The following is a 20,467-nucleotide window of genomic DNA, read 5'->3' on the forward strand; positions in this document are numbered from 1 at the left end:
ACGCAACTGCACACTCGCCTGTCCGCCCTGCTGTGCACCCGCGCTCAATTCAACGCCCGACGCGGAGACATCGAGTCATGCGGCTCCAGCCACACCATGTCGACGTCCTCGGTCACATCGGGCAAGACCGCGGTCGACGGAGTTCCCCGGGTTGGTCTCGTTGAGGGACAAGATGCCGCACCCCACCCGCCACCGTCTGAGCACGCTGCCTTTGCGACTGACTGTCGCAACCCCACGCCTGACAGCGCTACCGATCGCGTTTGTGCTGCTCATAGGCAGCCGCGACAACGTCGGGAATGGTCCCTCGGTCGACAATCCTGACCCCGTGCACCGCATTGAACGCTCGATCCTTGGCCGACAGCGACCGCCCGGACTCCCGGTACCAGCGCGTGTACGCATTCCTCGTAGCCCCGCGGTCGGCGCCGGTTTCTGGCAGGCGCTCACGCAAGAACGCCGCGTCATCGTTCGGGCAGGCGCAGCAGCGGTCGCCGTAACCGGATCGACCAGGCATGTGGCGAGTGGTCGAAAGCCGCCAGTTCGCCCACGAGTGGGGCCAGCTCCAGCCCTTCACCGAACGGCGCGAGCGGTCCGACGTCAAGGCCGACGCCGTAGGCAAAGTCCCGACCCCCGATCATGCCAGGCCGCACAGACCAGGGGCTCGCAGCCTGCCCGTAGCCTCAGGGCTAGCAGGTGGGTACCCTCACCCCCGCCCAACCCCCGCCCGATCCGCCAGCACCGCCAACTGCGTCCGGTCGCTCAGCCCGAGCTTCCGCAGCGCGCTCGTGAGATGCCGCTTCACCGTGTTCTCCGAGATGTACAGGCGCTGCCCGATCTCCCGGTTGGTCCCCGAGCCGACCAACTCCACCGCCACCTCGCGTTCCTTCTCCGTGAGCAGTGCGAGCTGGTCCCGGGCCTGCGCCGTGTACTGGTCGGCCAGGCTCGCCGTCGCCCGGCGGAGCAGCACCGCGGCCGCCGCTCCGCCGAAGGCGCTGCCATGCTCGACGACATCGCGGATCGGGCCGACGATTCCGTCCGGTCCGGCATCCTTGTAGAGGAACCCTGCGGCGCCGGCATCGATGGCGGCGTTGACCTCCTCGTCGGAACCGTACGACGTCAGCGCGACGAAATGCGGGGCGTTCGGCGTGGACGCGTTCCGGCGGATGGCCTCGACGCCCGACACGCGGCGCATGTGCAGGTCGATGAGGACGACGTCGGGCCGGTGCCGGGCGATGGCGTCAGGCACCTGATCACCGTCGTCGGCCTCACCGACCACGTCGAGGCCCTTGCTGGTCAGGACACTGCTGATCGCCGAACGGGCAAGAGCGTCGTCGTCCACGATGAGCACCTTGGTCACACGTCACACCGTAGACGAGGTGTCGGACGTCCCCGCGGTCAGGAGTCCACAGCTCTCCAGGGCATGCGGGCGGTCACGGTCCACGCGCCGTCCATTCCCCCGGCGGTGAGCGTCCCGCCGAGCGCCGTGGCTCGTTCGGTCATACCTGCGATGCCGTGGCCGGAGCCCTCCGCGACCGTCAGCGCTCTGCGCGCGGGCGCCTCCGCATCCGGGGTCGCATGCTCCGAGTCGACCTGCCCCGCCGCGGGCTGCGGCAGCGGATTCCGCGCCGTGATGACGACGCCGGTCCCCGGCGCCGCGCTCAAGCTGATCATCACGGGCATCCCGGGTGCGTGCTTCAGCGCGTTCGTCAGCGACTCCTGCACGATGCGGTAACAGGCACGCGTCAGGCCCGTCGCGGCGGTGCGCCCCTCGGAGACGAACACGGTGCTCGTGATCATCGCGCCCTGCTGCTGCGCCTCGACCAGAAGAGCTCCGAGGTCGTCGAACGAGACCGCGGTGATCCCCTCGGCCCCCGTACGCAGCACGTCGAGCACTCCGCGCAGTTCGGTCCCCGCCTGCCGGGCCGCAGCCCGGATGCGGACGGCGGCCTCGCGCGCCTCGGGCGTAGCGTTCGGGTCGGCCTCCAGGGCGGACGCCTGCAGGGCGATCTGGCTGAGGGAGTGCCCGATCGTGTCGTGCACCTCGCGGGCGATGTCCTCGCGCTCGTGCTGCCGGGTGATGCGGTCCTCCAGGACGGCGGTGTGCGTGGCGTGCCGCTCGGTCAGGGTAGTGACCTGGCGCCGGGCCGCGACCGCACGACGCCAGAAGCCGACGCCGACCGCCACCGCGAGGTACATCAGGCCGAGGACGACGTACCCCGCCTCGGGGAGGGCCGCGACCTCGCCGGTCGCCGGATCGCTCGACACGAGGATCCGGTACTCGGGAAGCATCGAGACTTCCCTGATCGAGACTGCCGCGATCGCGACGGCGACTGCGGCCGTGCACACCACGATCCACCGGGCAGAACGGAATGCGTAGACCGCCGGCAGCACGACCAGCGGAGTCAGCGCGTCGTACGGAAGCAGCACGGGGAGGGCGCTGGTGGTGAGGCAGAGCGTCGCCGGCGCAACGTCGCGCAGGAACACGAGCCAGGGCACGAGGAACGCCAGGAGGAACGCCGGGATAGTGATCAGCTGAGCCGTGACGTCCTCGACCTGGAGCCCTGGCGGGCGTCCCGCCATGTCGAATGACGACACGGCGACACCGGAGCTGAAGAAGCACACGAACACCAGCAGCAGGCTCCGCACCAGATGCCACTTCGTCGGCACGACGGGCGCCAGCGCATCAGGGAGCCAGGAGAAGGCCCGCGGCTGCGGCGCTGGAGGTGGTGGTTCGTGCATGCGCCGCAGCATATTTCGCACGAAGACCCTCATGGGAGATCCGACCGGATGATCTTCACCCGGGCGAGGTACCGGATCAGGTCATACTGGCAGGCCGGATCGGGTGATGTGGGGGGTGACCCGGGACGGCAACGATCGACGCATACGAGATCGCAGTTCCTGTGAGGAGAAAGTCATGTCCAGTCAACACCCCGGACCACAGTTCCAGCCGCCCGGCTCTCCCGCCGGGCCGGGTGGGCCGGGTGCCCCCGGCCCACCGCCGTCGGCCGGTATGCCCCCTGCAGGTCAACCGCCATATGGCCCCAGCTCCGCAGGCGGACCTCCCTACGGTCCCGGTCCTGCAGGCGGGCCTCCATACGGCCCCGGCCCGGCGGGCGGATCTCCGTACGCTCCCGGAGCCGCAGCTCCGGCCACGAACGGCGCTGCCACGGCGTCGCTCGTGCTGGGGATCGTGTCGCTCGTGACAAGCCTGCTGTTCCTGCCGTCGATCCTGGGCATCATCTTCGGCTTCGTCGGCATCAATCGTGCCGGCCGGACGAACCCGCCGGTCGGGAAGGGCAAGGCGATCACGGGAATCGCGCTGTCCGCAGCCGGGCTTCTGCTCGGGATAGGACTCGTCAACCTGTTCGGCGCGATGTCCGACGACGTCGGTGAGCCGATTCAGGATGCTGTCGTGCAGGAGGACCGAGCGGAAGAAGCAGACGAAGTCTCAGAAGGCGACGACGACGCCGGCGCGGCCAACGGCAGCCAGGGCGAAGAGGGAACCGAGGCGGCCGACGACGATGCCGCAGAAGCACCAATCGAAGACGAGCCTGCCGAGGAGACGTCCGACGAGACCGTTTCCCAGGCGAACGCCCGCGAGACCGCTGAGCGCTACCTCGACTTCACGGCCTTCTCCAAGACCGGTCTCGTCGAGCAGCTGGAGTACGAGGGGTTCTCGACAGCGGACGCCGAGTACGCCGTCGGGAACATCGAGGTCGACTGGATGGAGCAGGCCGAGAAGTCCGCCGCGAACTACATGGACTTCTCCTCGTTCTCCCGCGCCGGGCTCATCGACCAGCTCGAGTTCGAGGGCTTCACTCCCGAGCAGGCGGCGCACGGCGCGGACTCCGTCGGGCTCTGACGCCGGCGGAGGACGACGTGGAGCACCTACGGCGGGCCCGGATCTACTCCGGGTCCGCCGTGTGCTTCCGCCGGCCCCACCGCACGTCGAGATCATCGACCACCACTGAGAGCAGAGCTAGGAGAAGAACCTGGGAGAGAAGCTCTACGCACCGATCCATCCCGGCGAAGTTCTTGCTGAAGACTTTCTGAAGCCGCTCGGGATCAGCGCCTACCGGCTTGCCCAAGCGACTGGCCTGTCGCAGACCCACATCGGACAGATCCTTCACGGCCGGCGTCGCATCACGCCAACCACAGGGCTGCGCCTGGCACGAGCCCTCGGCCTCACGCCCACCTACTGGATCATGATGCAAGCCGACTACGACACCCGGCTGGAACAGCAGACCCACGCCGAGGAACTGGGCAACGTCGAGATCCTTGTCCATGTTGCCTGATGCTCATACCGAGCTGCGAGAGGGCAGCGCGTGAGTCAGCCGGCGAGTTGGTAGGCAGACACCTCACGTCACGGTCAAGAAGACGCCGCGACCGGGCGTTCTCGCGTGACAGGTGCACCGACTTGGGTAACCTTGCACCATGACCGCGTTGCCCGACTGGATGCGCCCTCCGCGCCCCGAGGGCTGGCTCGCCGATGATCTAGACAGGCTTCCCGAAGCCCCGCGGCACACCGAACTCATCGACGGAGCCCTCGTCTTCATGATGTCCCCGCAGCGCGCCTGGCACAGCCGCACAGTCACCTCACTCACCACCCAGCTCGGGAACCAGGCACCCGATACCTTCGAGGTCGAGCGCGAGATGACGATCCGCCTGGACGAGCACAACCGGCCCGAGCCGGACGTGCTCGCCACGACTGCCAAGTACGATCCGGACCGCACCTGGTATGCGCCCGAGGAGGTCGTCCTGGTTGTCGAGGTCGTCTCGCCGGAGTCGGCGCACCGGGACCGCACGGTCAAGCTGACCAAGTACGCGCAGGCCGGGATCCGGCACTACTGGCGGATCGAGGACGAGGGCGACACCGCAGCGATCCACGTCTACGAACTCGACGACGCCACGGGTGCCTACGCGCCGGCCGGCATCTTCCGCGAGCTACTTCGCGTCGCCGCACCGTTCCCGCTCGAGCTCGACATCCCCAGCCTGGTCGGCTGACGTCCCCCGCCGCCCTTACGCCTTGGCCGAGCAACTCCTCGGTGACCACCGCATCGAGCACCCCTCCAGCCAGGGCCGCACCAGAGACGCCAGCCGCGTCACCCCGAACTCAAGCGCCGTCTCACGCAGCGCCTCCTCGACGCCCATGGATCTGGGTTCCGCGTAATTCGGTGGGGCTGGTGGCATGAAATTGCCCGCTGGCCAGCGCAGACATGGTGTCTGGCTGGTGCGGGCGTTTTCCCTAGGGGCTGGCGTCGTCGCTGGTCAGCTCGCCGACCTACCCGGGGTCCGCTCGGCCTGACCCGCGAGCCGTGGTCCTGACGGGGATCAGCCCATCGACGTAGACACCGAGCTCCAGGCGAAGCGCCCACGGTGAACGAGGTCGGGTACCACCGGGCGTCCCTCGCGGAGATCGGGAAACGGGCTGGCATCGTCAAGAGCGCGATCGGGTACTACTTCTCCTCGAAGGAGGCGCTGCTGCTCAAGCTCGTGGAGGAGGCGTTCACCGCCCTGGGCGAGAGCCTCCTCGGCGCGGTGTCGGAGCACGCGCACGCCACCGCCCGCCTGCGCGCCTACGCGCCTACGCGCCTACGCGGAGGCATACCTCGCACACGTCGACGCCCACCGCCACGCGATCGCCGCGGCCGTCGAGATCGTGGTGTCGCACCGCACGGCGGACGGCACTCCGCTGTACCTCGTCGAGAACGAGGAGGACACCGCCCTGCTGCGCAGCATCCTGACCGCCGGGATGGACGAAGGAGCCTTCCGCCGGATGCCGGTGGCGGTAGCGGCTGGCCTCGTCGAGAGTGTGCTGGACCACGCGATCACCCTCGTCCAGCGTGACGCCCGTGCCGACCTCGGCGACGTGCGCGCGCACGCGGTCCCGTTCCTGCTCCGCTCTCTGGGGGCCGGCGATGAGTGACCGGGTTCGCGGCATCGGCTACGACGCCGGGGCCTGTACGAGAAGCAGTTCCACAGCAACCCCCACTTCAGCGGGCAGCACGCACGGCGCGACTTCCGCGCCATCCGCGAGGATCTCGGCTGCGACGCCGTGCTGATCACGGCCACCGATCCAGAGCGCCTCGACGTCGCGGCCCGCTGCGCCGTGGACGAAGGGCTCGCCGTCTGGCTGCAGCCCCGACCCTTCGACCGGCCCGCCGAGGAACTGCTGGAGGCAGTCCGCACGGCCGCGACCACCGCCGAGGACCTCCACACGGCAGGAGCCGACGTCGGGCTCGTCGTGGGCTGCGAACTCACGCTGTCGACGCCGGGCATGCTCCCGGGACCGACGTTCTGGACCCGCGGCATGCTGCTCAGCGTCACGTTCCCGCTGCTGCCCCTGGCGAACCGCCGCCTACGAATGCTGCTCGGGCAGCTCGTGAGCGACGCGCGGGACCTGCTCGCCGAGGCGATCCCCGAGGAGGTCGTGTTCCGTGGCTACGTCACGACCGTGCTGGGCTCGGTCACGCGCGGGTGGTGGGTAATCACGATCCAGGCCGTGCTGTTCACCCTGTTCGCAGGCGCGCTGCGACAGCACTGGAATCCCATGGACCTCTCCCTCTTCCTCGCGATGGGGATCGGGTTCGGCTACCTCCGCATGATCACGGGGTCGGTGTGGATGCCCGTCGGCTTCCACACGGCGTTCCAGACGGGCTCGCAACTCGTCCTCACCCACGACGCCGTCGAGTTCACCGGCGGCCAGATCGCAGGCATGCTGGCCCTCGGCGCCGTTCCCTTCGCCGTCGCCGCCGTCGTCGTCTCCTCCACCGGCATCCCTCGCTTCGTCACACGCCCGGCAACGGCTCCGCGGCCGTGATACCCAGCAGGTCCCGGACAGGTTCAACGCCCTCGATCACGACCGGGGGCCGCAACTCCGCTGGACGCCGGTACCAGAATCTGCGGGTCATCCGGTAGTGGTACTCCTGCGCCGGCTTCCCGCCGCGGGCCACGGCGTAGACGCCGTTCGGTTCGTATCCCAGTCGGCGGGAGACGGCGTTCGAGGCCGGGTTGTCGACGAACGCCTCGCTCGCCACCTCGGCCGTGTCGAGCCCGTCGAACGCGAGATGGAGCACCGCCAGCCGCATCCGTGTCCCGATGCCGCGACCCTGGTAGGCCATACCGAGCCAGGAGCCGGTGTGTGCCGCCCGGGTCACCGGGAAGTTCTTCGCGCTGATCCCCTGGATGCCGACGATCTGCCCTTCGACGTAGACGCCGAGCTCCAGAGTCCACTTGTCCGGGTCCAGGCGCTGCCTCACGTGCCAGTGGTGGGTGAGTACCTGGCGGTGCACCTCCTCGGGCGTTCCGCGAGTCCACTGAACCGAGAACGGCGTCGCATCCGGGTCGTGCACACCGTCGGCGGCGATGTCGGCCAGGTCGAGGAGGTCGACGTCGTCCGGCACGCGCAGTTCCAGATCGCCCCAGCGCACCGACAGGCCGAACGTCGGTACGGCGCGGGCGAGGCGCTCTCGCATGCTGTTCTCATCCCTCGGCTGCATGCGACATGAGGCTTCCACGAATGCCGTGATTCATCGACGGGAGTGAAGTCCGAGACGGACCATCCAGCCCTCGGCCGTCGGGGTGACGGTTCCGGTCATGTCGTCCCAGCCGGGGCGGCCGGCGGCACGCCAGTCCTCGATCCAGCCGGTCAGCAGGCCGGCGGTGTCGTCCCTTCCCGCGGTGGTGACCAGTTCGTCCGCGGTGAGGAAGGCTGCACCGTCCTGGTCAGCCGCGCCGATGGCCGCGAATCTGTCGGAGAGCCCGGCAGTGGCGAGGCTGGCCGGGGCTGTGGCGTACAGCCAGGCCGCCAGGTCGCTGAGGTCCTCGGACAGGGTCAGGGGTGTCGGTGCCGACGTCGGTGCGGTGCGGAGCGCGTCGAGGACATGCCGAGCGGTGTCGAGTGTGTCGCGCAGGGCGAGGCTGCTCAGCCACCAGGGCTCGGTCTCGTCAGAGAGGTACGAGGCGTCGACGTAGCGGACGGGGAGCCCGAAGACGCTGATCGGTTCGGGGTGCATCTCGATGTACCCGCCCGGCTTCACCGCCGCCGCCGTTGGCCTTCCGTCGATCACGGTGATCGCCACGATGCCGTGCGCTGTGGCCAGCGGCGCGATCTTGACCGGTGCGACCACGACCGCGTCGGTGGTGAGCTGGTCGACCCACGCGGCGGGGATCACGTGCGGCGTCGCCCAGGCGATCACACGGTCGTACGGGCCATGTGCCGGATCGCCCGTGTATCCGTCCCCGGAGTCGACGACGGCGTTGGTGATACCCGCCGTCGCAAGGCGGTCTCGTGCCCGGGGAACCAGGTCTTCGAGAACTTCGACCGAATGCACCGTCCCGGTCTCGCCGGCAAGGGTGGCGAGCAGGCCGGTAGTGAACCCGGATCCGGTCCCGATCTCCAGTACTCGGTCTCCTGGCCGTACATCGAGATCCTCCAGCATTTCCCGGATGGCGGTGATGCTGGAGGACTGCGGCAGCTTCGACCCATCGGGCTGAGTCACGAAGTGGTCGTAGTCGACGGTGGCGAGGGCGTCGGTCACGGTGCTCACGGACTGCGTCAGCTGCCTACGACGTCGTCTAGGACCGCCGCCTCGACGAGTCGGGGGCCGGGGAAGTCGTCGGGGATCGCGTCCATGAGGACCTCGTCGGCGGGCTTGCCGAGCCACCAGTTGGACTGGCGACGGGTGCCGATGACGCGGAATCCGGCCTTCTCGTAGGCACGGATCGCGGCCGTGTTGTTCGCAATGACGGACAGGTAGACGGAGCGCAGCTGGGTGACGTGGAAGGCCCAGTCGAGGGCCATCGTGGTCGCCTTGGTACCGACGCCGTGGCCGCGGCCGGCGTCGCCGAGGTAGATGAAGAACTCAGCGGAGCCGTAGCGGTGGTCGATGACCAGAGAGGTCATGCCGACCGGGATCCATGTGCCGTCGCCGTCCTGGTAGATCGTGAAACGGGTCTGCCCTTCCGTGTATCGCATCTGGGAGGTCAGGCCCTCAGTGCGACCGGTGAGGGACTCCGGGGTCAGGCGTCCATAGCCCGCCATGACCGGCAAGCTGTTCTCCCAGCGCCAGTACGTCTCGGCCAGGTCGGCGCGGAGCGGTCCCAGGGCGACGCCGTCGTGGGTGAGCCAGAGGTCGGGGGTGGTGTCGGTCATACGATCTCCTGATGTTGGTCGGGGATGGTGCGCAGGATCGTGTACTGGCTGGTGGAGGCTGGTTCTGCGACAGGCTGGCCATCGCATTGGATCCAAGCGTGGAGGGCGTAGGGGTCGGTTGCAACACCATGACACCAGGTCACGGAGTGTCCGCGAGTTGCGAGCATGACCACGGCTGCAACGGATTCTTCGAGACACGCCACGCGGCCCGGCGCCCAGCGGGCAGCGGCGCGCACGGCGGTAACGGCTCGTTCTGCTTCGGCGAGATCGGCTGGGCGGCATCCCGCGCCGCCTCTACATACTCGACGAGCCCGAGGCCGCCCTGTCGGTGACCGGGTGCCTGACGCTGCTGGCACGGATCGGGGAACTTGCCCAGAGCGGTGCGCAGTTCATCGTCGCGACGCACTCACCGATCCTGCTCGCGGCACCGGGGTGCGGTCATCTACCAGCTCGATGAGCGTGGCATCGAGCAGATCGAGTACGACGACGCCCTGCCGGTGACGCTCACCCGATCGTTCCTGGCAGACCCGAAGCGGTTCCTGCACCGACTTCAAGACTGACCAGGACGGAACGGGCTACCGGTAGTACGGCCAACAACGCTTCTCGGCACACACAGGCCGCACGACGGTCCACAGCTCGTCAGCACCTGGGTCGGCGTCCACTACCGCGACAGGGAGCGTCAGGCCGTAAGACTGCCGGACGGCGCCAACACTCCGGCTCGCTGCTCTCACACTCCCCTCACTCCCCGAGCCGAATCACCGCCTCGTCCCCCTGCCCGGCGACGACTCCGAACGCAAGCCCGTTGGAGTAGCTCGATCCCGTCCCAGCAGGGCGGTACAGGTGAATGTGGATCCCGGGGCCGTCGAAGTCCACGCCCGCACCCTCGCCGTCGACCTCGGTCACCGTGACCGTGTCCATGCCGCCGGCCACGCCGGGGTCGATCGCGAACGTGGTGCCCTCGGTCACGAGGACCTCACAGGCCCCGTCCCGGCATGCCTTGTACCGCTTCTTGTCGTCGGCGCGGAACGCGTCGAGGGACGGCGATGGGAATGCGGAGGTGCCGGCCGGGCTCGGGGATGCCTCGGACGACGGCGCGGCTGCGAACGCAGTGGGACCGGGGCTCGAAGGAGCGGGTCCGGAGGCATCGCCGGGACTGCCCCCTGCGCAGGCGGCAGTCGCCAGCGTCAGTGCAAGCACCGCCGGTACGCTCATGATTGCTCGTCGGTACGGCATTCGGGCTCCTTACACTGGGTCGGATCCCTGCGTTTGTACGCCGGACGCCCAGGGAGGGCTCCCGCCATGCCGCACGTAGACGGTCGTTTACTTCTGGCCAGTCGGGCAGTCCCGACCCAGCCGGAGAACCTTGCCAGCGGCTCGGTACCGCTCCGCGGCAGGCGGGTCCCGGATGCCGAGAGACCGCGCATCACCTTGCCCAGGAGGCCCCGTTTACGCAATGAATAGATTTGCTCGATAATTCTCAGGACCGAATGGGTGATCTACCATCAAATCACTATTCACAACGATGAAGTCGCAAAGCTATATAACTGCTTAGAACATACCACAACTGAATTGACAGCCATGGTCGCCTCCCATACTGTTTGCGCAGACGAGGACCCCAAACTGTGCATCCTGTGCGCACTTTGCATGACAGTGGGAGTGCGCACCCACTTTCGACCGATTGACGACGGAAACCGATGCTGAGCCTTCAGGACGTACTGCTGCGTTTGACTGCCTACTGGACCGAGCGCGGCGCGATGATCGTGCAACCTTTCAACACGGAGGTCGGTGCGGGTACGGCCAACCCGGCGACCACGCTGCGGGTCCTGGGGCCGGAGCCGTGGCGAGTGGCGTACGTCGAGCCGAGTGTCCGGCCGGACGACAGCCGCTACGGGCAGAATCCGAACCGGTTGCAGACGCACACCCAGTTCCAGGTGATCCTGAAGCCGGACCCGGGCGACCCGCAGGAGGTGTACCTCGCGTCCCTGGAGGCCATCGGGGTCGATCTTGCGGCACACGACATCCGGTTCGTCGAGGACAACTGGGCCTCTCCCGCGCTCGGTGCGTGGGGTCTGGGCTGGGAGGTCTGGCTCGACGGCCTGGAGATCACCCAGTTCACGTACTTCCAGCAGGCGGGCACGCTCAAGCTCGACCCGGTCTCCGTGGAGATCACCTACGGCATCGAGCGGATCGTGATGGCGCTGCAAGGGGTGTCCCACTTCGCGGACATCGACTACGCGCCCGGGATCACTTACGGCGAGGCGTTCGGCCAGAGCGAGTACGAGATGAGCCGCTACTACCTCGACGAGGCGGACATCGTCACTACCCAGCGGCTGTACGACCTGCACGCCGAAGAGGCGCAGAAGATGCTTGACGCGGGCTTGGCGATGCCCGCGTACTACAACGTGCTCAAGTGCTCGCACGCATTCAACGTGCTCGACGCGCGGGGGGCCGTCTCGACGGCGGAACGGGCACGCGCGTTCGCGCTGATGCGCAATCTGTCCAAGGGCGTGGCCGAACTGTTTGTCGCTCGCCGCAGCGAACTCGGGTTCCCTCTCGGAACCGCTACCCCAAAGGCGCCGCCGGCGCCGCTGGCCATGCCGGACGTGACCGGGCCGGCTCGGCTGCTGTTCGAGATCGGGGTCGAGGAACTGCCCGCGGCAGAGGTCACGCGGGCCAGGGACTGGTTGGAGTCGACGATCTCGGAACGACTCGCGTCGACGAAGCTGAGCCACGGACAGGTGCACGCTTACGCAACCCCTCGTCGCCTGGTGATGCTCGTCGAGGATGTCGCGCCCCGCGAAGCGGACTCCGTGGAGACGATCCGCGGCCCGCGGACCTCCGCGGCCTTTGACGACTCCGGTGCCCCGACGCGTGCCGCGACGGGATTCGCGGCAAAGCACGGTATCGACCCCGCGCAGCTGGACCGGATCGAGCAGGACGGGAGTGAGTATGTCGCTGTCGTGCGCAACGTCGAGGGGCGTCCCGCGCCCGAGGTGCTCTCGTCCCTGCTCGCGCAGGTCGTGGTCGATCTGCGTGCTGAGCGCAACATGCGGTGGAACGACCCGGCTCTGTCGTACGCCCGCCCGGTGCGTTGGCTGCTCGCCATGCTCGGCGGCACCGCGATCCCGGTCACCGCGTCGGAGTTGACCAGCGGCACGACGACGCGCGTTCAGCGGGTAGCGGCCGAACCAGTGGTCCAGGTGCCCTCAGCCGACGGCTACCTGGAGTTCCTTCGTGAGCACGACATCGTCGCTGATGCCCAGGCGCGCAGGTCGACAATTCTCGACGCGGCCCAGGAGCATGCGGCGAAGGTGTCCGGGCGGGTGGATCTCGAAGCAGACGCCTCCGTCGTGGCGGAGATCGTCAACCTCGTCGAGTCGCCCGTGCCGATCCTGGGGGCATTCGACGAGCGCTACCTGGACCTTCCTCCGGAGATTCTCACCTCCGTGATGCGAAAGCACCAGCGGTACCTGCCGCTGCGGACCACCGACGGCCTCCTGCCTCACTTCCTGACGTTCGCCAACGGTGCGTGCGACGTGGCCACGGTCACCCGAGGCAACGAGGCCGTGGTCCGGGCGCGTTTCGAGGATGCGTTGTTCTTCTGGGAAGCCGACCAGAAGGTACCCCTGCAGACGATGAAGGACGGCCTGGCCAAGCTGGCTTTCGAGGAGACCCTCGGCTCGATGGCAGACCGCGCCGGAAGGATCGCGGTTGTCGCCAAGGCGCTCGGGGAACGGCTCGGGCTCGACGACGCCGAGCGAACCACCCTGCACCGGGCGGCGGACCTGGCTAAGTTCGACCTCGGCTCACAGATGGTGATCGAGATGACGTCCCTGGCAGGCACCATGGCCCGCTACTACGCCACGAACGCGGGTGAGGGCCCGGCCGTGGCCGACGCGCTGGCCGACATGGAACGCCCCCGCACGTCCGACGACGCGGTTGCGAGCAGCACCGCTGGCGCGATCCTCGCGATCGCCGACCGCGCGGACCTGCTCGTCGGCCTGTTCGCGGTCGGCGCCAACCCCACCGGAAGCTCGGATCCGTTCGCCCTGCGGCGAGCCGCACTCGGCCTCCTGGCGACAATCCGCGCACACTCGCTGTTCGACGCAGTCACGACCGGCGGCATCTTCCAGATCGCGGCAACGACCATCGACGACCAAGGCGTGGCGGTCTCTGAGTCCGCTCTGACCGCGACCGAAGCGTTCGTGCGAGCACGGTTCGAGCAGTCCCTCCTCGACACGGAGAGCTCCCCTGACGCGGTTGCTGCAGTCCTCCCTCTCGCCAACGAGCCGCGGCGCGCCGACGCCACCCTGGCGGACATCGAGCACCTTGCCGGCGAGGACCGGTTCGCGTCGCTCGTCGAAGCAGTGCAGCGCATCCGCCGGCTGATCAAGGACGCCGATCCCGACGGCAATCCGGCGCTGCTGACGGCCGCGGTCGAGCAGCAGCTCGCCACCGCCGTCAAGGCGCTCCAAGGGACGCTCGACAGCCGGAGCATCACGCTGCCTCAGCTCATCTCGGCGTCCAGCGAGACGCTCGGCGTGCTGGACACCTTCCTCGAAGAGGTTCTCGTGATGGATGAGGACGCCGAGGTTCGAGACGCCCGAATCGCACTCCTGGCATCCGTGACCCACATCGCAGGCCGCACCGGGATCGACTGGGAGGCGGCCAGCCGCCTCGTGGCGACAGGTCGCAAGCCCGCCAGCGTCACTGGCTAAACCGTCAAGGACACGTGAAAAGGTCGGGACCTCAAGTGAGGTCCCGACCCTCTTCACGTCCAGGGGTACGCGGCGATGCGATGCCGTGCACTCCAGGCGATCTTCGCGCGACTGCGGCCGTCCCTGTAGTCGTCCTCGTCACATGGCTCGATTCTTCGGGGAGTCGATCAGTCGGGTGGACGTTCGTTGACGGCGGGGCGCAGCTGGACGCTGAGGCCCCCGTCGAGGACAAGGACCTGTCCGCATGCGGCGTCGAACGCGGGGCCCGCGAAGGCGTCGAGTGCTGCTGTCAGGTCCGTCAGCTTCATGTACGAACCACGTGGCACCAAGGCAACAAGGTCCGCCGCGTAGCGTCCGTCGGTCGCCGTGCTCGAAGACTCGGCGATCGGGCCCACGGCGACCGCTCGAGGCGAGAACAGGTCGCCGTATTCGAGTGCGAATGACCGCACCAGCGACTCCGTGCCAGCTTTGGCCGCGTCGTATGCGGGTTGGTAGCGGTGGGCACGATGGGCGCCCACGGACGACAGGACGACTGCCGAGCCCGTGAGCTGGTATCCCTCAAGAACGTCAGCCACCCCCGCAAGGGCGGCGAACGCGCTCGTGAGATTGGCTTCGACCAATGCTGTGAATTCCCCGACGCCGGTGCGCGCGATGGGCACTCGGGTGCCGAGCGCTGCTGCCGCGTGGAAGAGTTCGACCCGGTTCACGTCGTGCCGCTCGACCTGTTCGCGAAGTAGCGTGCCAAAGGCTAGGTCGGTCACATCGACGGCGGCGATGTCGGGCCCCGGTTGTGCGTCAACGGCCAGGACGAGGTCGGCTTGGCGGCGCAGGTGGGTTGCCAGGGCTTCCCCCACCTGGCCCGCGGCGCCAGTCACGATTCGCAGCCGGGACATTAGGCTGCCGTCCGGGTGAGTTCTGCCGCGTACCAGGCGCGGCTGAAGCGTGACATCCGGGTGACGGTGAGGCCGCAAGCGCGGGCGCTGTGTTCGAGGGTGTCGGGATCGAGCCAGGTCCAGTCGAACCAGTCTCCGACGATGTCGCGGTAGCGCAGCCGGACGCGAACGTCGCCGGGATGGCGATCATCCAAGTTGGCTGCGTCGATCCAGCGTCGGTGTAGATCCGCGGTTGCCGTCCAGTCGACGCTGGAGGTGATGATGGAGCCGCCGGGCGCGAGCCAGGACGCCAGGAGGTCGAGAAACTCAGGAACCTTCGCCTTGGTGCCGGCGATTCCGAGGCCGCCGCCGAGCGCGATCACGGTATCGACAGGCTGGGACGGGGTGTAGGCGTAGACGTCAGCGACCTCGGCACTGGCGCCGGCAGCGCGAGCGAGTTCCACGGCCGGGACGCAGATGTCGATGCCGTGAGCGACGACGTCGTGCTCGCCGAGATAGGTCAGGTGGCGGCCGGTGGAGCAGCCGATGTCGAGTGCGGTGCCGGGGCGCGCCCAGTCGAGTGCGGGGAAGTCCACGGGTGGGTGGCTTCCCTCCAGGCCCAGCCACCAGCGCAGGTCGGTGGTGCTGATGTGGCCGTCGGTCCGCTCCACGAGCAGCGGCGCAGCGCCGGACTCGGCAAGGGCCATCCCCATGGGATCGGGTTCAGGTGTGTTGCTCACGCGAGGACTCCTTCGGTCAGCCAGCGTGCAGGAACAGAGAGATGGGCGTCTTCGATCGCCCCCTGTCCGGAGCAGGTGATGGTCCGTGTTATTGGACTCAGGCCGTTGAGGACGCGAAGTTGTGCGAGGTTGGCCGCCCGGAGCGCGATCGTCGTGCCTGGCCGTGCGGTACAGGCCAGACCCATGACGGCCAGGTGCAGGGCGTCGTAGCCGGTCAGGTGGCCCCGGACTCGCCTGCTGCGTGGCCCGACGGCGCGGTGCAGGTCGCCCAGCGTGAGAGTTGCCAGGGCGTCTTCCAGCCGGGCAGCGAGCTCGGGCAGTTCGCTGAGGAACAGCGACCGCCCGCCTCGCGCGGCTGCCGCACTGTTGTACGTCTTCCGGAGGGACTCTGGGGAGTGATCGGCGTAGGCGAGTGCTGGTGTCAGGTCGTCCACGATGAGCGTCATGGGGCCGGCCACCGCCGCGTAGTCGAGGAGCGCTGTGCTCGGTGGCGCAACTACCGGGGCTCCGAACAGCGGGATGGTCACCTCGTCGCCGCGTTCGTGCCCGTTGATATGAGCGCGGATTGACGCCTCGGTGTCGGGGGTGCGCGGACCGGTGAGCTGCTCGCGATGCAATCGGTGCCAGAGCGGACCTGTCCGAGCGCTGAGAGTTGCGCTGTCGTAGGTCGATGTCGTTTCTGTCAGGTTGAGCGTGAAGGCGGCTGCCCACCGTGCGTCCTGGCCTGCTGGGAGCCGCTTGGCACCGGCAGGAGGCGGCGCGAAGGGTTCGCGAGGGTGGCAGAGCCGAGTGAGGGGAGCATGCAGGTCGAACCCGCGAAGCTGATCCCCCGCCGCGAGCCCGTCGGCGAGCAGGACATGGGTTGTTGCCGAGGCGTCTGCTGCCGCGGCGACCAGAATGTTCGCCAGATCGACGCTGCGACGGGTCATCCTGCTGGAGCACAACCGTGCCAAGAGCGTCTGCGGTGGTGTTGCAGCCAGATCAGGGCCAGGCCGGACGTCCAGCCCGACATCGGTGAACGCCTGCGCGGTCCGCACGACGATCGAGGGCGCGCTCGGGTCCGGGCCCCCGCGTCCGGTCGGCACGGAGGTGAGCACGACGTGGCTGTGCATGCGGGCGGCTTCTTGCGCGGCGTCGATGAGCTGGTGGAACGCGATGGGCGTGATCCGCGCGCGGTGTGCGTAAAGCAGAGGGAAGACGATGGGCTGACGGATGCGCTCGACGCGGTGGTCCCATTCGGGGCTCCATCGTGGACGCGACCGGGAGAGCGCTTCACGTAGAGACGTACTGTGGTCCATAGCGGGGTCCAGCCAGCCAGAGGCCGCATCGGCGTACGGTTCGAGCAGACTCATGGGTATCCCCGCCATCGTGGGGTGATCTGGAAGTCGGTGACATCGATGGACTGACCGAGCAGGTCCACCGATCGGCGCAAGATCTCCCGTGCTCGGCCGGGCTCATCCAGCGCGCGCAGGGCGGCCGAGATGCGGCGACGGGCCTCGGCTGCCCTCTCGGCTGGCTCGCGGTGCCACCACACGCGGTCCGACGAGCCGGGATTCACGGACAGCGCGGAGTAGAAGCCCGGTAGCCCGAGCCAGTCGGTGTGCACGATGCCGACGGATACCTCAGCATCCAGGTGCGCCAGGACGTCGGGGAGCCAGCGTGCGAGCTCACGTGCCCGGGCGAGATCTTCTGCGGTCCTGACCGCGATGAGAACATCGACGTCAGAGCCCTGGGTTGGCTCTTTGGTCGCAATCGGTGACTGGCTGCCCTCGATGAAGACGTCCAAGCCCATGGCGGCGTCGTGCAGGAGGTCGGCGGCGTCGGCGGTGAAGACGCGCGGCACTGGTACCACGGGAACCGGGAAGATGAACGGGCCGACCTGTCGCACCCGATAGGAATCGGGACGGTGCAGGAGCGTGGCGTCGAAGGCGTCGAAGTTCGCGGTACGCCGCGGGCCGTCGCCGACGAGCGCGAAAGTCGCCTCCGCGCACCGTGCCACGGCCACCTGAACATCGGTCTGATCTGTCGCAACAGGCCGTGACGGGGGAAATCGGGGCGCGACGATGTCGGCATGTTCGATGGCCGTGCCGCCGACCCGCTCCTGATCGGGAACGAACGCATTGATGCAGACGTAGACGACGCCCTCCAAGGAGTTCGCGGCCACCGTGTGGTGCCATCCGGTGGGCACGAACAGGGTGTCGCCTGGCCGGCAGGTGAACGTGTGCCTCGCCCCGTGCCGGGACAGGTACGCCGTACCGACACCGGAGACGAACACGAAGGTCTGCTCCATGTCGGTGTGGACATGTTCGGGAACCGCTCGCTCTCCAGGGACTCGAACTGTGAATACCTCGGTGGCCAGTGCCTGCTCGCGACGCACGAGAAAGTCATTGGCGTGCGTGCCGAAGTCGTAGACATCCCCGTCTGTCAGCGGACGGTGGACGGGCGCGGTATTGGCGTTCACGGTGAACCTCCATGTTGGCGCCGAGTTCAGAGGGCGCCGAGGCGGGCGGGTGGGCGCTGTCGGGTGGACATCGCGGCGAGCAGGCGGGCGTAGAAGGCGGACTGTCCCGCGGCAGCGGTGCCCCAGTCGGGAAGGAGCAGGCGCTGTGAGTCAGGGGTGGCCGAGCAGTGCGGAGCTTCCTCCTTCCATCGGCGCAGTGCGTCCCAGTGCTCGAATGGGCTGGCTGTGATCCACCAGGCCGGGTTCCGTTCGGTGGTGTACAGGCCGATCCCGCCCATTGGGGGAGCGCTCAGGATTCGGCGTCCAGCCTGGAGCGCCGCCACGAGGACGCCGGATGAGTGCAGGACCGCATACGGCAGGGCGATCCAGTCGACCTCGCCGAGGGCGGACCAGAACTCCTGATCGTCTACGACGAAGCCGGGCCGGTACTCGATCCGCGGATCCGTAGTGGCCAGGGCTGTCAAGGCCGCGCCGGTGTCCGCGTTGTCGGGGTGGCCCGCAATGAGGAGGGTGGCCGGAGCATCGGTCACCTCGAGGAAGGCACTCGCGAAGGCTTCGATTCGCTTGTAGCGCCGCAGGCGTCCGAAACATCCCATGCGTAAACCGCCGGGTGCTGGGCGGCGGAGCATCGTCGCGCCTATAGGGAGCAACGGATGCGGAGAGCGGAAGACCGCGGTTGGTAGTTCGGGTCGTGCCGCGCGGGCAGCTCGCTCATGCTCGGCGGAGAAGACGTGAATCCCGTCAGTGAGTCGGTCGACCTCGGCCAGGTAGGCCCCACGGTCGCCTGACGGTTCATGTGCCGCGATGTTGTGGATCGTCTGAACGACCACGGCGCCCTCGGCCTTGCGCGCGCGAAGGATCTCGATCGCAGCGGTACGGCCGTGGGCCTCGGCAAGTTTCTCGGGCCAGTGCACGTGCACGACGTCGGCGCGAGATTCATCAACTGTCGCGACAGGCGGCGGTGGTGAGGGAGAGTCGATGCAGGTTCCCGGCCGCAGGAGTTGTGCACCGAGGTCGGCGAGCGCATTCTCGCCAGCGGCAACGTAGGGGTTCCAGGCGCACTGCTCCGGTACCTGAAGCACTCGCAGACCGTGTGACGTCACAGCTGAGACCTCGGAAGTCTGGTTGGGCGCATCGGTGTCCAGCGACCAGGGGATCAGAGTCCTCAGGGTGCGAGTCAGGCTGGCCGCATAGTCGTGCGCCGCAAGGACGGGCTCGGTGGCGACACGCATCCGAGCGCGCTGAGCCGGTGAGACACGCAGCGCCCGCCGCAGGGCCAGTGCCAGCTCATCAGGCGCGCCGGGACTGCAGGTGAATCCGGTCTCCCCGTCGGTGACCAGGTCCGCCAGTCCGCCGGCAGTGGTCGCGACCACCGGTCCGGCGCCCAACGCGTATGCCTCGAGCGGGATCCGCCCGAACGGCTCGACCCGGGAGGGAATCACCACGGCGCGCACGCCGGGGTGCGCCAGCAATGACCGAGCCTCGCTGGAGTAGCGAGTGATGAGTGACGCGCTCAGTCCCTTGTCACGAATCCTCCCGGCGAGAAGTCGCTGATAGGGGGTGACTGGTCGTTCGGACGTTGCAGCAACCACGAGGTGCGGAAGGCCCTCACCGGCGTCTGCGAGCACATCCCACGCATCCAGGAGATCCTCGAAACCCTTGTGCGCGACGGCGCGGCCGAGTGCAAGAACGAACCCCGCCTCACCGACCCCCTCGGGCAGCAGCTCTTTGCCCGCAGCTTCGAGTCGGGTGTCGGCAGGCGTCAGCCCGTTGGTGAGGTCGATGACGCAGGCGTCCGGGACGCCGAGATCAGCGACCAGGTGCCGTCGCATGAACGGTGCGATCGCGCCCACATGTACACCGCGTGCGGCGGCACGACGCAGGGAGCCCGCCTCCCATGTCGTCCGGGCCGTGTTGTCCGGACAATGCAGCGTCGCGCTTGAGCGCGGCAGCACGAGACGCGCCCACCCCACATGGTGCGCGATCCTCGCGGCGACACCGAGAAAAGGAACGTCCAGCATGAGAAGCAACCCACGCTCGTACGCGGACATGATCCCGTCGAGAACGGCCGGTACATGCTCCTCCAGCTCGGCGAACGAGGCCATGCCCCCGAACCGCGAACGACCGCCCGTCGCGTTCTCCAGCGGGTACACCTTGACTCGCCTGCCGCCACGGCCGAGCCGTCCAGTCACCTCCTCGTGCCACTTCGCGTCGAAGTGAGGACTGGCTGCGTCCACACGCACCGGAAGGACGACCATGTCCACCTGCACGGCGAGGACCGCATCCAACAGTTCGACCAGGCGCCGGTTGCTATGCCCAGAACCTGTCCCGCAGCCGTACCAGCCGTCGTGCAGCACAACGACTACCGCGCCTTCGGATCGCCTCGTCGTTCGGTTCTCGACAGCAGCGTGCATGGTGGTGCTCCTTCCGTATCGTGCGGATGGAACGTTCCTCGGCCCAGGGCCCAGGGCCCAGGGCCCAAGATGTCTGCCTCAACGATGCTTTCTCGGACAAAGCGGAAGTGA

At 68.1% G+C, this 20,467-nt stretch carries 19 protein-coding genes and 1 pseudogene; 8 read left to right on the plus strand and 12 right to left on the minus strand.

Annotation, left to right across the window (positions count from 1 at the left end; all coding sequences use genetic code 11):
- Positions 1-700: 700 nt before the first annotated feature.
- Both ACYVK5_RS11310 and ACYVK5_RS11315 read right to left on the minus strand, forming a co-directional pair.
- On the minus strand, positions 701-1,354 hold the full coding sequence (locus ACYVK5_RS11310) for a response regulator (RefSeq protein WP_460704921.1): 654 nt from the start codon (positions 1,352-1,354) through the stop codon (positions 701-703).
- Positions 1,355-1,392: 38 nt separating this feature from the next.
- Entirely contained in the window at positions 1,393-2,736 is a 1,344-nt protein-coding gene (locus ACYVK5_RS11315) for a sensor histidine kinase (protein WP_460704922.1), read from the minus strand.
- Between the two features lie 271 nt (positions 2,737-3,007).
- Between ACYVK5_RS11315 and ACYVK5_RS11320 the strand changes: the two genes are divergently transcribed.
- From ACYVK5_RS11320 to ACYVK5_RS11345, 6 genes and pseudogenes are all read left to right on the plus strand, one after another.
- Positions 3,008-3,859 carry an Ltp family lipoprotein gene (locus tag ACYVK5_RS11320; protein ID WP_460704965.1) on the plus strand — a complete coding sequence of 284 codons (852 nt, stop codon included), beginning with the start codon at positions 3,008-3,010 and terminating at the stop codon, positions 3,857-3,859.
- A 202-nt stretch (positions 3,860-4,061) separates the two neighbouring features.
- Entirely contained in the window at positions 4,062-4,292 is a 231-nt protein-coding gene (locus ACYVK5_RS11325) for a HigA family addiction module antitoxin (protein ID WP_460704967.1), read from the plus strand.
- 139 nt (positions 4,293-4,431) lie between these two features.
- Positions 4,432-5,001 carry a Uma2 family endonuclease gene (locus ACYVK5_RS11330; RefSeq protein WP_460704923.1) on the plus strand — a complete coding sequence of 190 codons (570 nt, stop codon included), beginning with the start codon at positions 4,432-4,434 and terminating at the stop codon, positions 4,999-5,001.
- 372 nt (positions 5,002-5,373) lie between these two features.
- Positions 5,374-5,472: pseudogene (locus ACYVK5_RS11335) on the plus strand (TetR/AcrR family transcriptional regulator); the annotation flags it as partial.
- Between the two features lie 187 nt (positions 5,473-5,659).
- Positions 5,660-5,923 (plus strand): hypothetical protein, encoded by a 264-nt coding sequence (locus ACYVK5_RS11340; protein WP_460704971.1) that lies wholly within the window; start codon positions 5,660-5,662, stop codon positions 5,921-5,923.
- Positions 5,924-6,052: 129 nt separating this feature from the next.
- Positions 6,053-6,817, plus strand: coding sequence for a CPBP family glutamic-type intramembrane protease (locus ACYVK5_RS11345; protein WP_460704924.1), 765 nt, complete (start codon positions 6,053-6,055; stop codon positions 6,815-6,817).
- Here the strand turns inward: ACYVK5_RS11345 and ACYVK5_RS11350 are convergent.
- Genes ACYVK5_RS11350 through ACYVK5_RS11365 form a run of 4 tightly spaced genes read right to left on the minus strand, consistent with a single transcriptional unit; the run spans position 6,786 to position 9,507 of the window.
- A complete protein-coding gene (locus ACYVK5_RS11350) occupies positions 6,786-7,472 on the minus strand; it encodes a GNAT family N-acetyltransferase (RefSeq protein ID WP_460704926.1) in 687 nt (228 codons plus the stop codon). The genes ACYVK5_RS11345 and ACYVK5_RS11350 overlap by 32 nt on opposite strands.
- 54 nt (positions 7,473-7,526) lie before the next feature.
- Positions 7,527-8,546: a protein-L-isoaspartate O-methyltransferase family protein gene (locus ACYVK5_RS11355; RefSeq protein ID WP_460704928.1), complete on the minus strand. Its 1,020-nt coding sequence runs from the start codon at positions 8,544-8,546 to the stop codon at positions 7,527-7,529.
- Between the two features lie 8 nt (positions 8,547-8,554).
- On the minus strand, positions 8,555-9,151 hold the full coding sequence (locus ACYVK5_RS11360) for a GNAT family N-acetyltransferase (protein ID WP_460704930.1): 597 nt from the start codon (positions 9,149-9,151) through the stop codon (positions 8,555-8,557).
- A complete protein-coding gene (locus ACYVK5_RS11365) occupies positions 9,148-9,507 on the minus strand; it encodes a lasso peptide biosynthesis B2 protein (RefSeq protein WP_460704932.1) in 360 nt (119 codons plus the stop codon). Before ACYVK5_RS11365 ends, ACYVK5_RS11360 begins: the two co-directional genes overlap by 4 nt.
- Here ACYVK5_RS11365 and ACYVK5_RS11370 point away from each other — a divergent pair.
- The gene (locus ACYVK5_RS11370; RefSeq protein ID WP_460704969.1) at positions 9,450-9,608 is read left to right on the plus strand and encodes a hypothetical protein; all 159 of its coding nucleotides are present in this window, start codon (positions 9,450-9,452) and stop codon (positions 9,606-9,608) included. The genes ACYVK5_RS11365 and ACYVK5_RS11370 overlap by 58 nt on opposite strands.
- 281 nt (positions 9,609-9,889) lie before the next feature.
- Here ACYVK5_RS11370 and ACYVK5_RS11375 read toward each other — a convergent pair whose 3' ends face one another.
- Positions 9,890-10,363 (minus strand): hypothetical protein, encoded by a 474-nt coding sequence (locus ACYVK5_RS11375; protein WP_460704934.1) that lies wholly within the window; start codon positions 10,361-10,363, stop codon positions 9,890-9,892.
- A gap of 482 nt (positions 10,364-10,845) precedes the next feature.
- Between ACYVK5_RS11375 and ACYVK5_RS11380 the strand changes: the two genes are divergently transcribed.
- Positions 10,846-13,869 (plus strand): glycine--tRNA ligase, encoded by a 3,024-nt coding sequence (locus ACYVK5_RS11380; RefSeq protein WP_460704936.1) that lies wholly within the window; start codon positions 10,846-10,848, stop codon positions 13,867-13,869.
- Positions 13,870-14,036: 167 nt separating this feature from the next.
- Here ACYVK5_RS11380 and ACYVK5_RS11385 read toward each other — a convergent pair whose 3' ends face one another.
- Genes ACYVK5_RS11385 through ACYVK5_RS11405 form a run of 5 tightly spaced genes read right to left on the minus strand, consistent with a single transcriptional unit; the run spans position 14,037 to position 20,356 of the window.
- The gene (locus ACYVK5_RS11385) at positions 14,037-14,744 is read right to left on the minus strand and encodes an SDR family oxidoreductase (protein ID WP_460704938.1); all 708 of its coding nucleotides are present in this window, start codon (positions 14,742-14,744) and stop codon (positions 14,037-14,039) included.
- Positions 14,745-14,761: 17 nt separating this feature from the next.
- The gene (locus ACYVK5_RS11390; protein WP_460704940.1) at positions 14,762-15,481 is read right to left on the minus strand and encodes a class I SAM-dependent methyltransferase; all 720 of its coding nucleotides are present in this window, start codon (positions 15,479-15,481) and stop codon (positions 14,762-14,764) included.
- Positions 15,478-16,833: a hypothetical protein gene (locus ACYVK5_RS11395; protein ID WP_460704942.1), complete on the minus strand. Its 1,356-nt coding sequence runs from the start codon at positions 16,831-16,833 to the stop codon at positions 15,478-15,480. The genes ACYVK5_RS11390 and ACYVK5_RS11395 overlap by 4 nt, the downstream gene beginning before the upstream one ends.
- Positions 16,830-17,942, minus strand: a complete 1,113-nt coding sequence (locus ACYVK5_RS11400) for a cupin domain-containing protein (RefSeq protein ID WP_460704944.1) — start codon at positions 17,940-17,942, stop codon at positions 16,830-16,832. Before ACYVK5_RS11400 ends, ACYVK5_RS11395 begins: the two co-directional genes overlap by 4 nt.
- 26 nt (positions 17,943-17,968) lie before the next feature.
- The gene (locus tag ACYVK5_RS11405) at positions 17,969-20,356 is read right to left on the minus strand and encodes a glycosyltransferase family 4 protein (protein ID WP_460704946.1); all 2,388 of its coding nucleotides are present in this window, start codon (positions 20,354-20,356) and stop codon (positions 17,969-17,971) included.
- Positions 20,357-20,467 lie beyond the last annotated feature (111 nt).

The sequence above is a fragment of the Myceligenerans halotolerans genome, assembly GCF_054782975.1.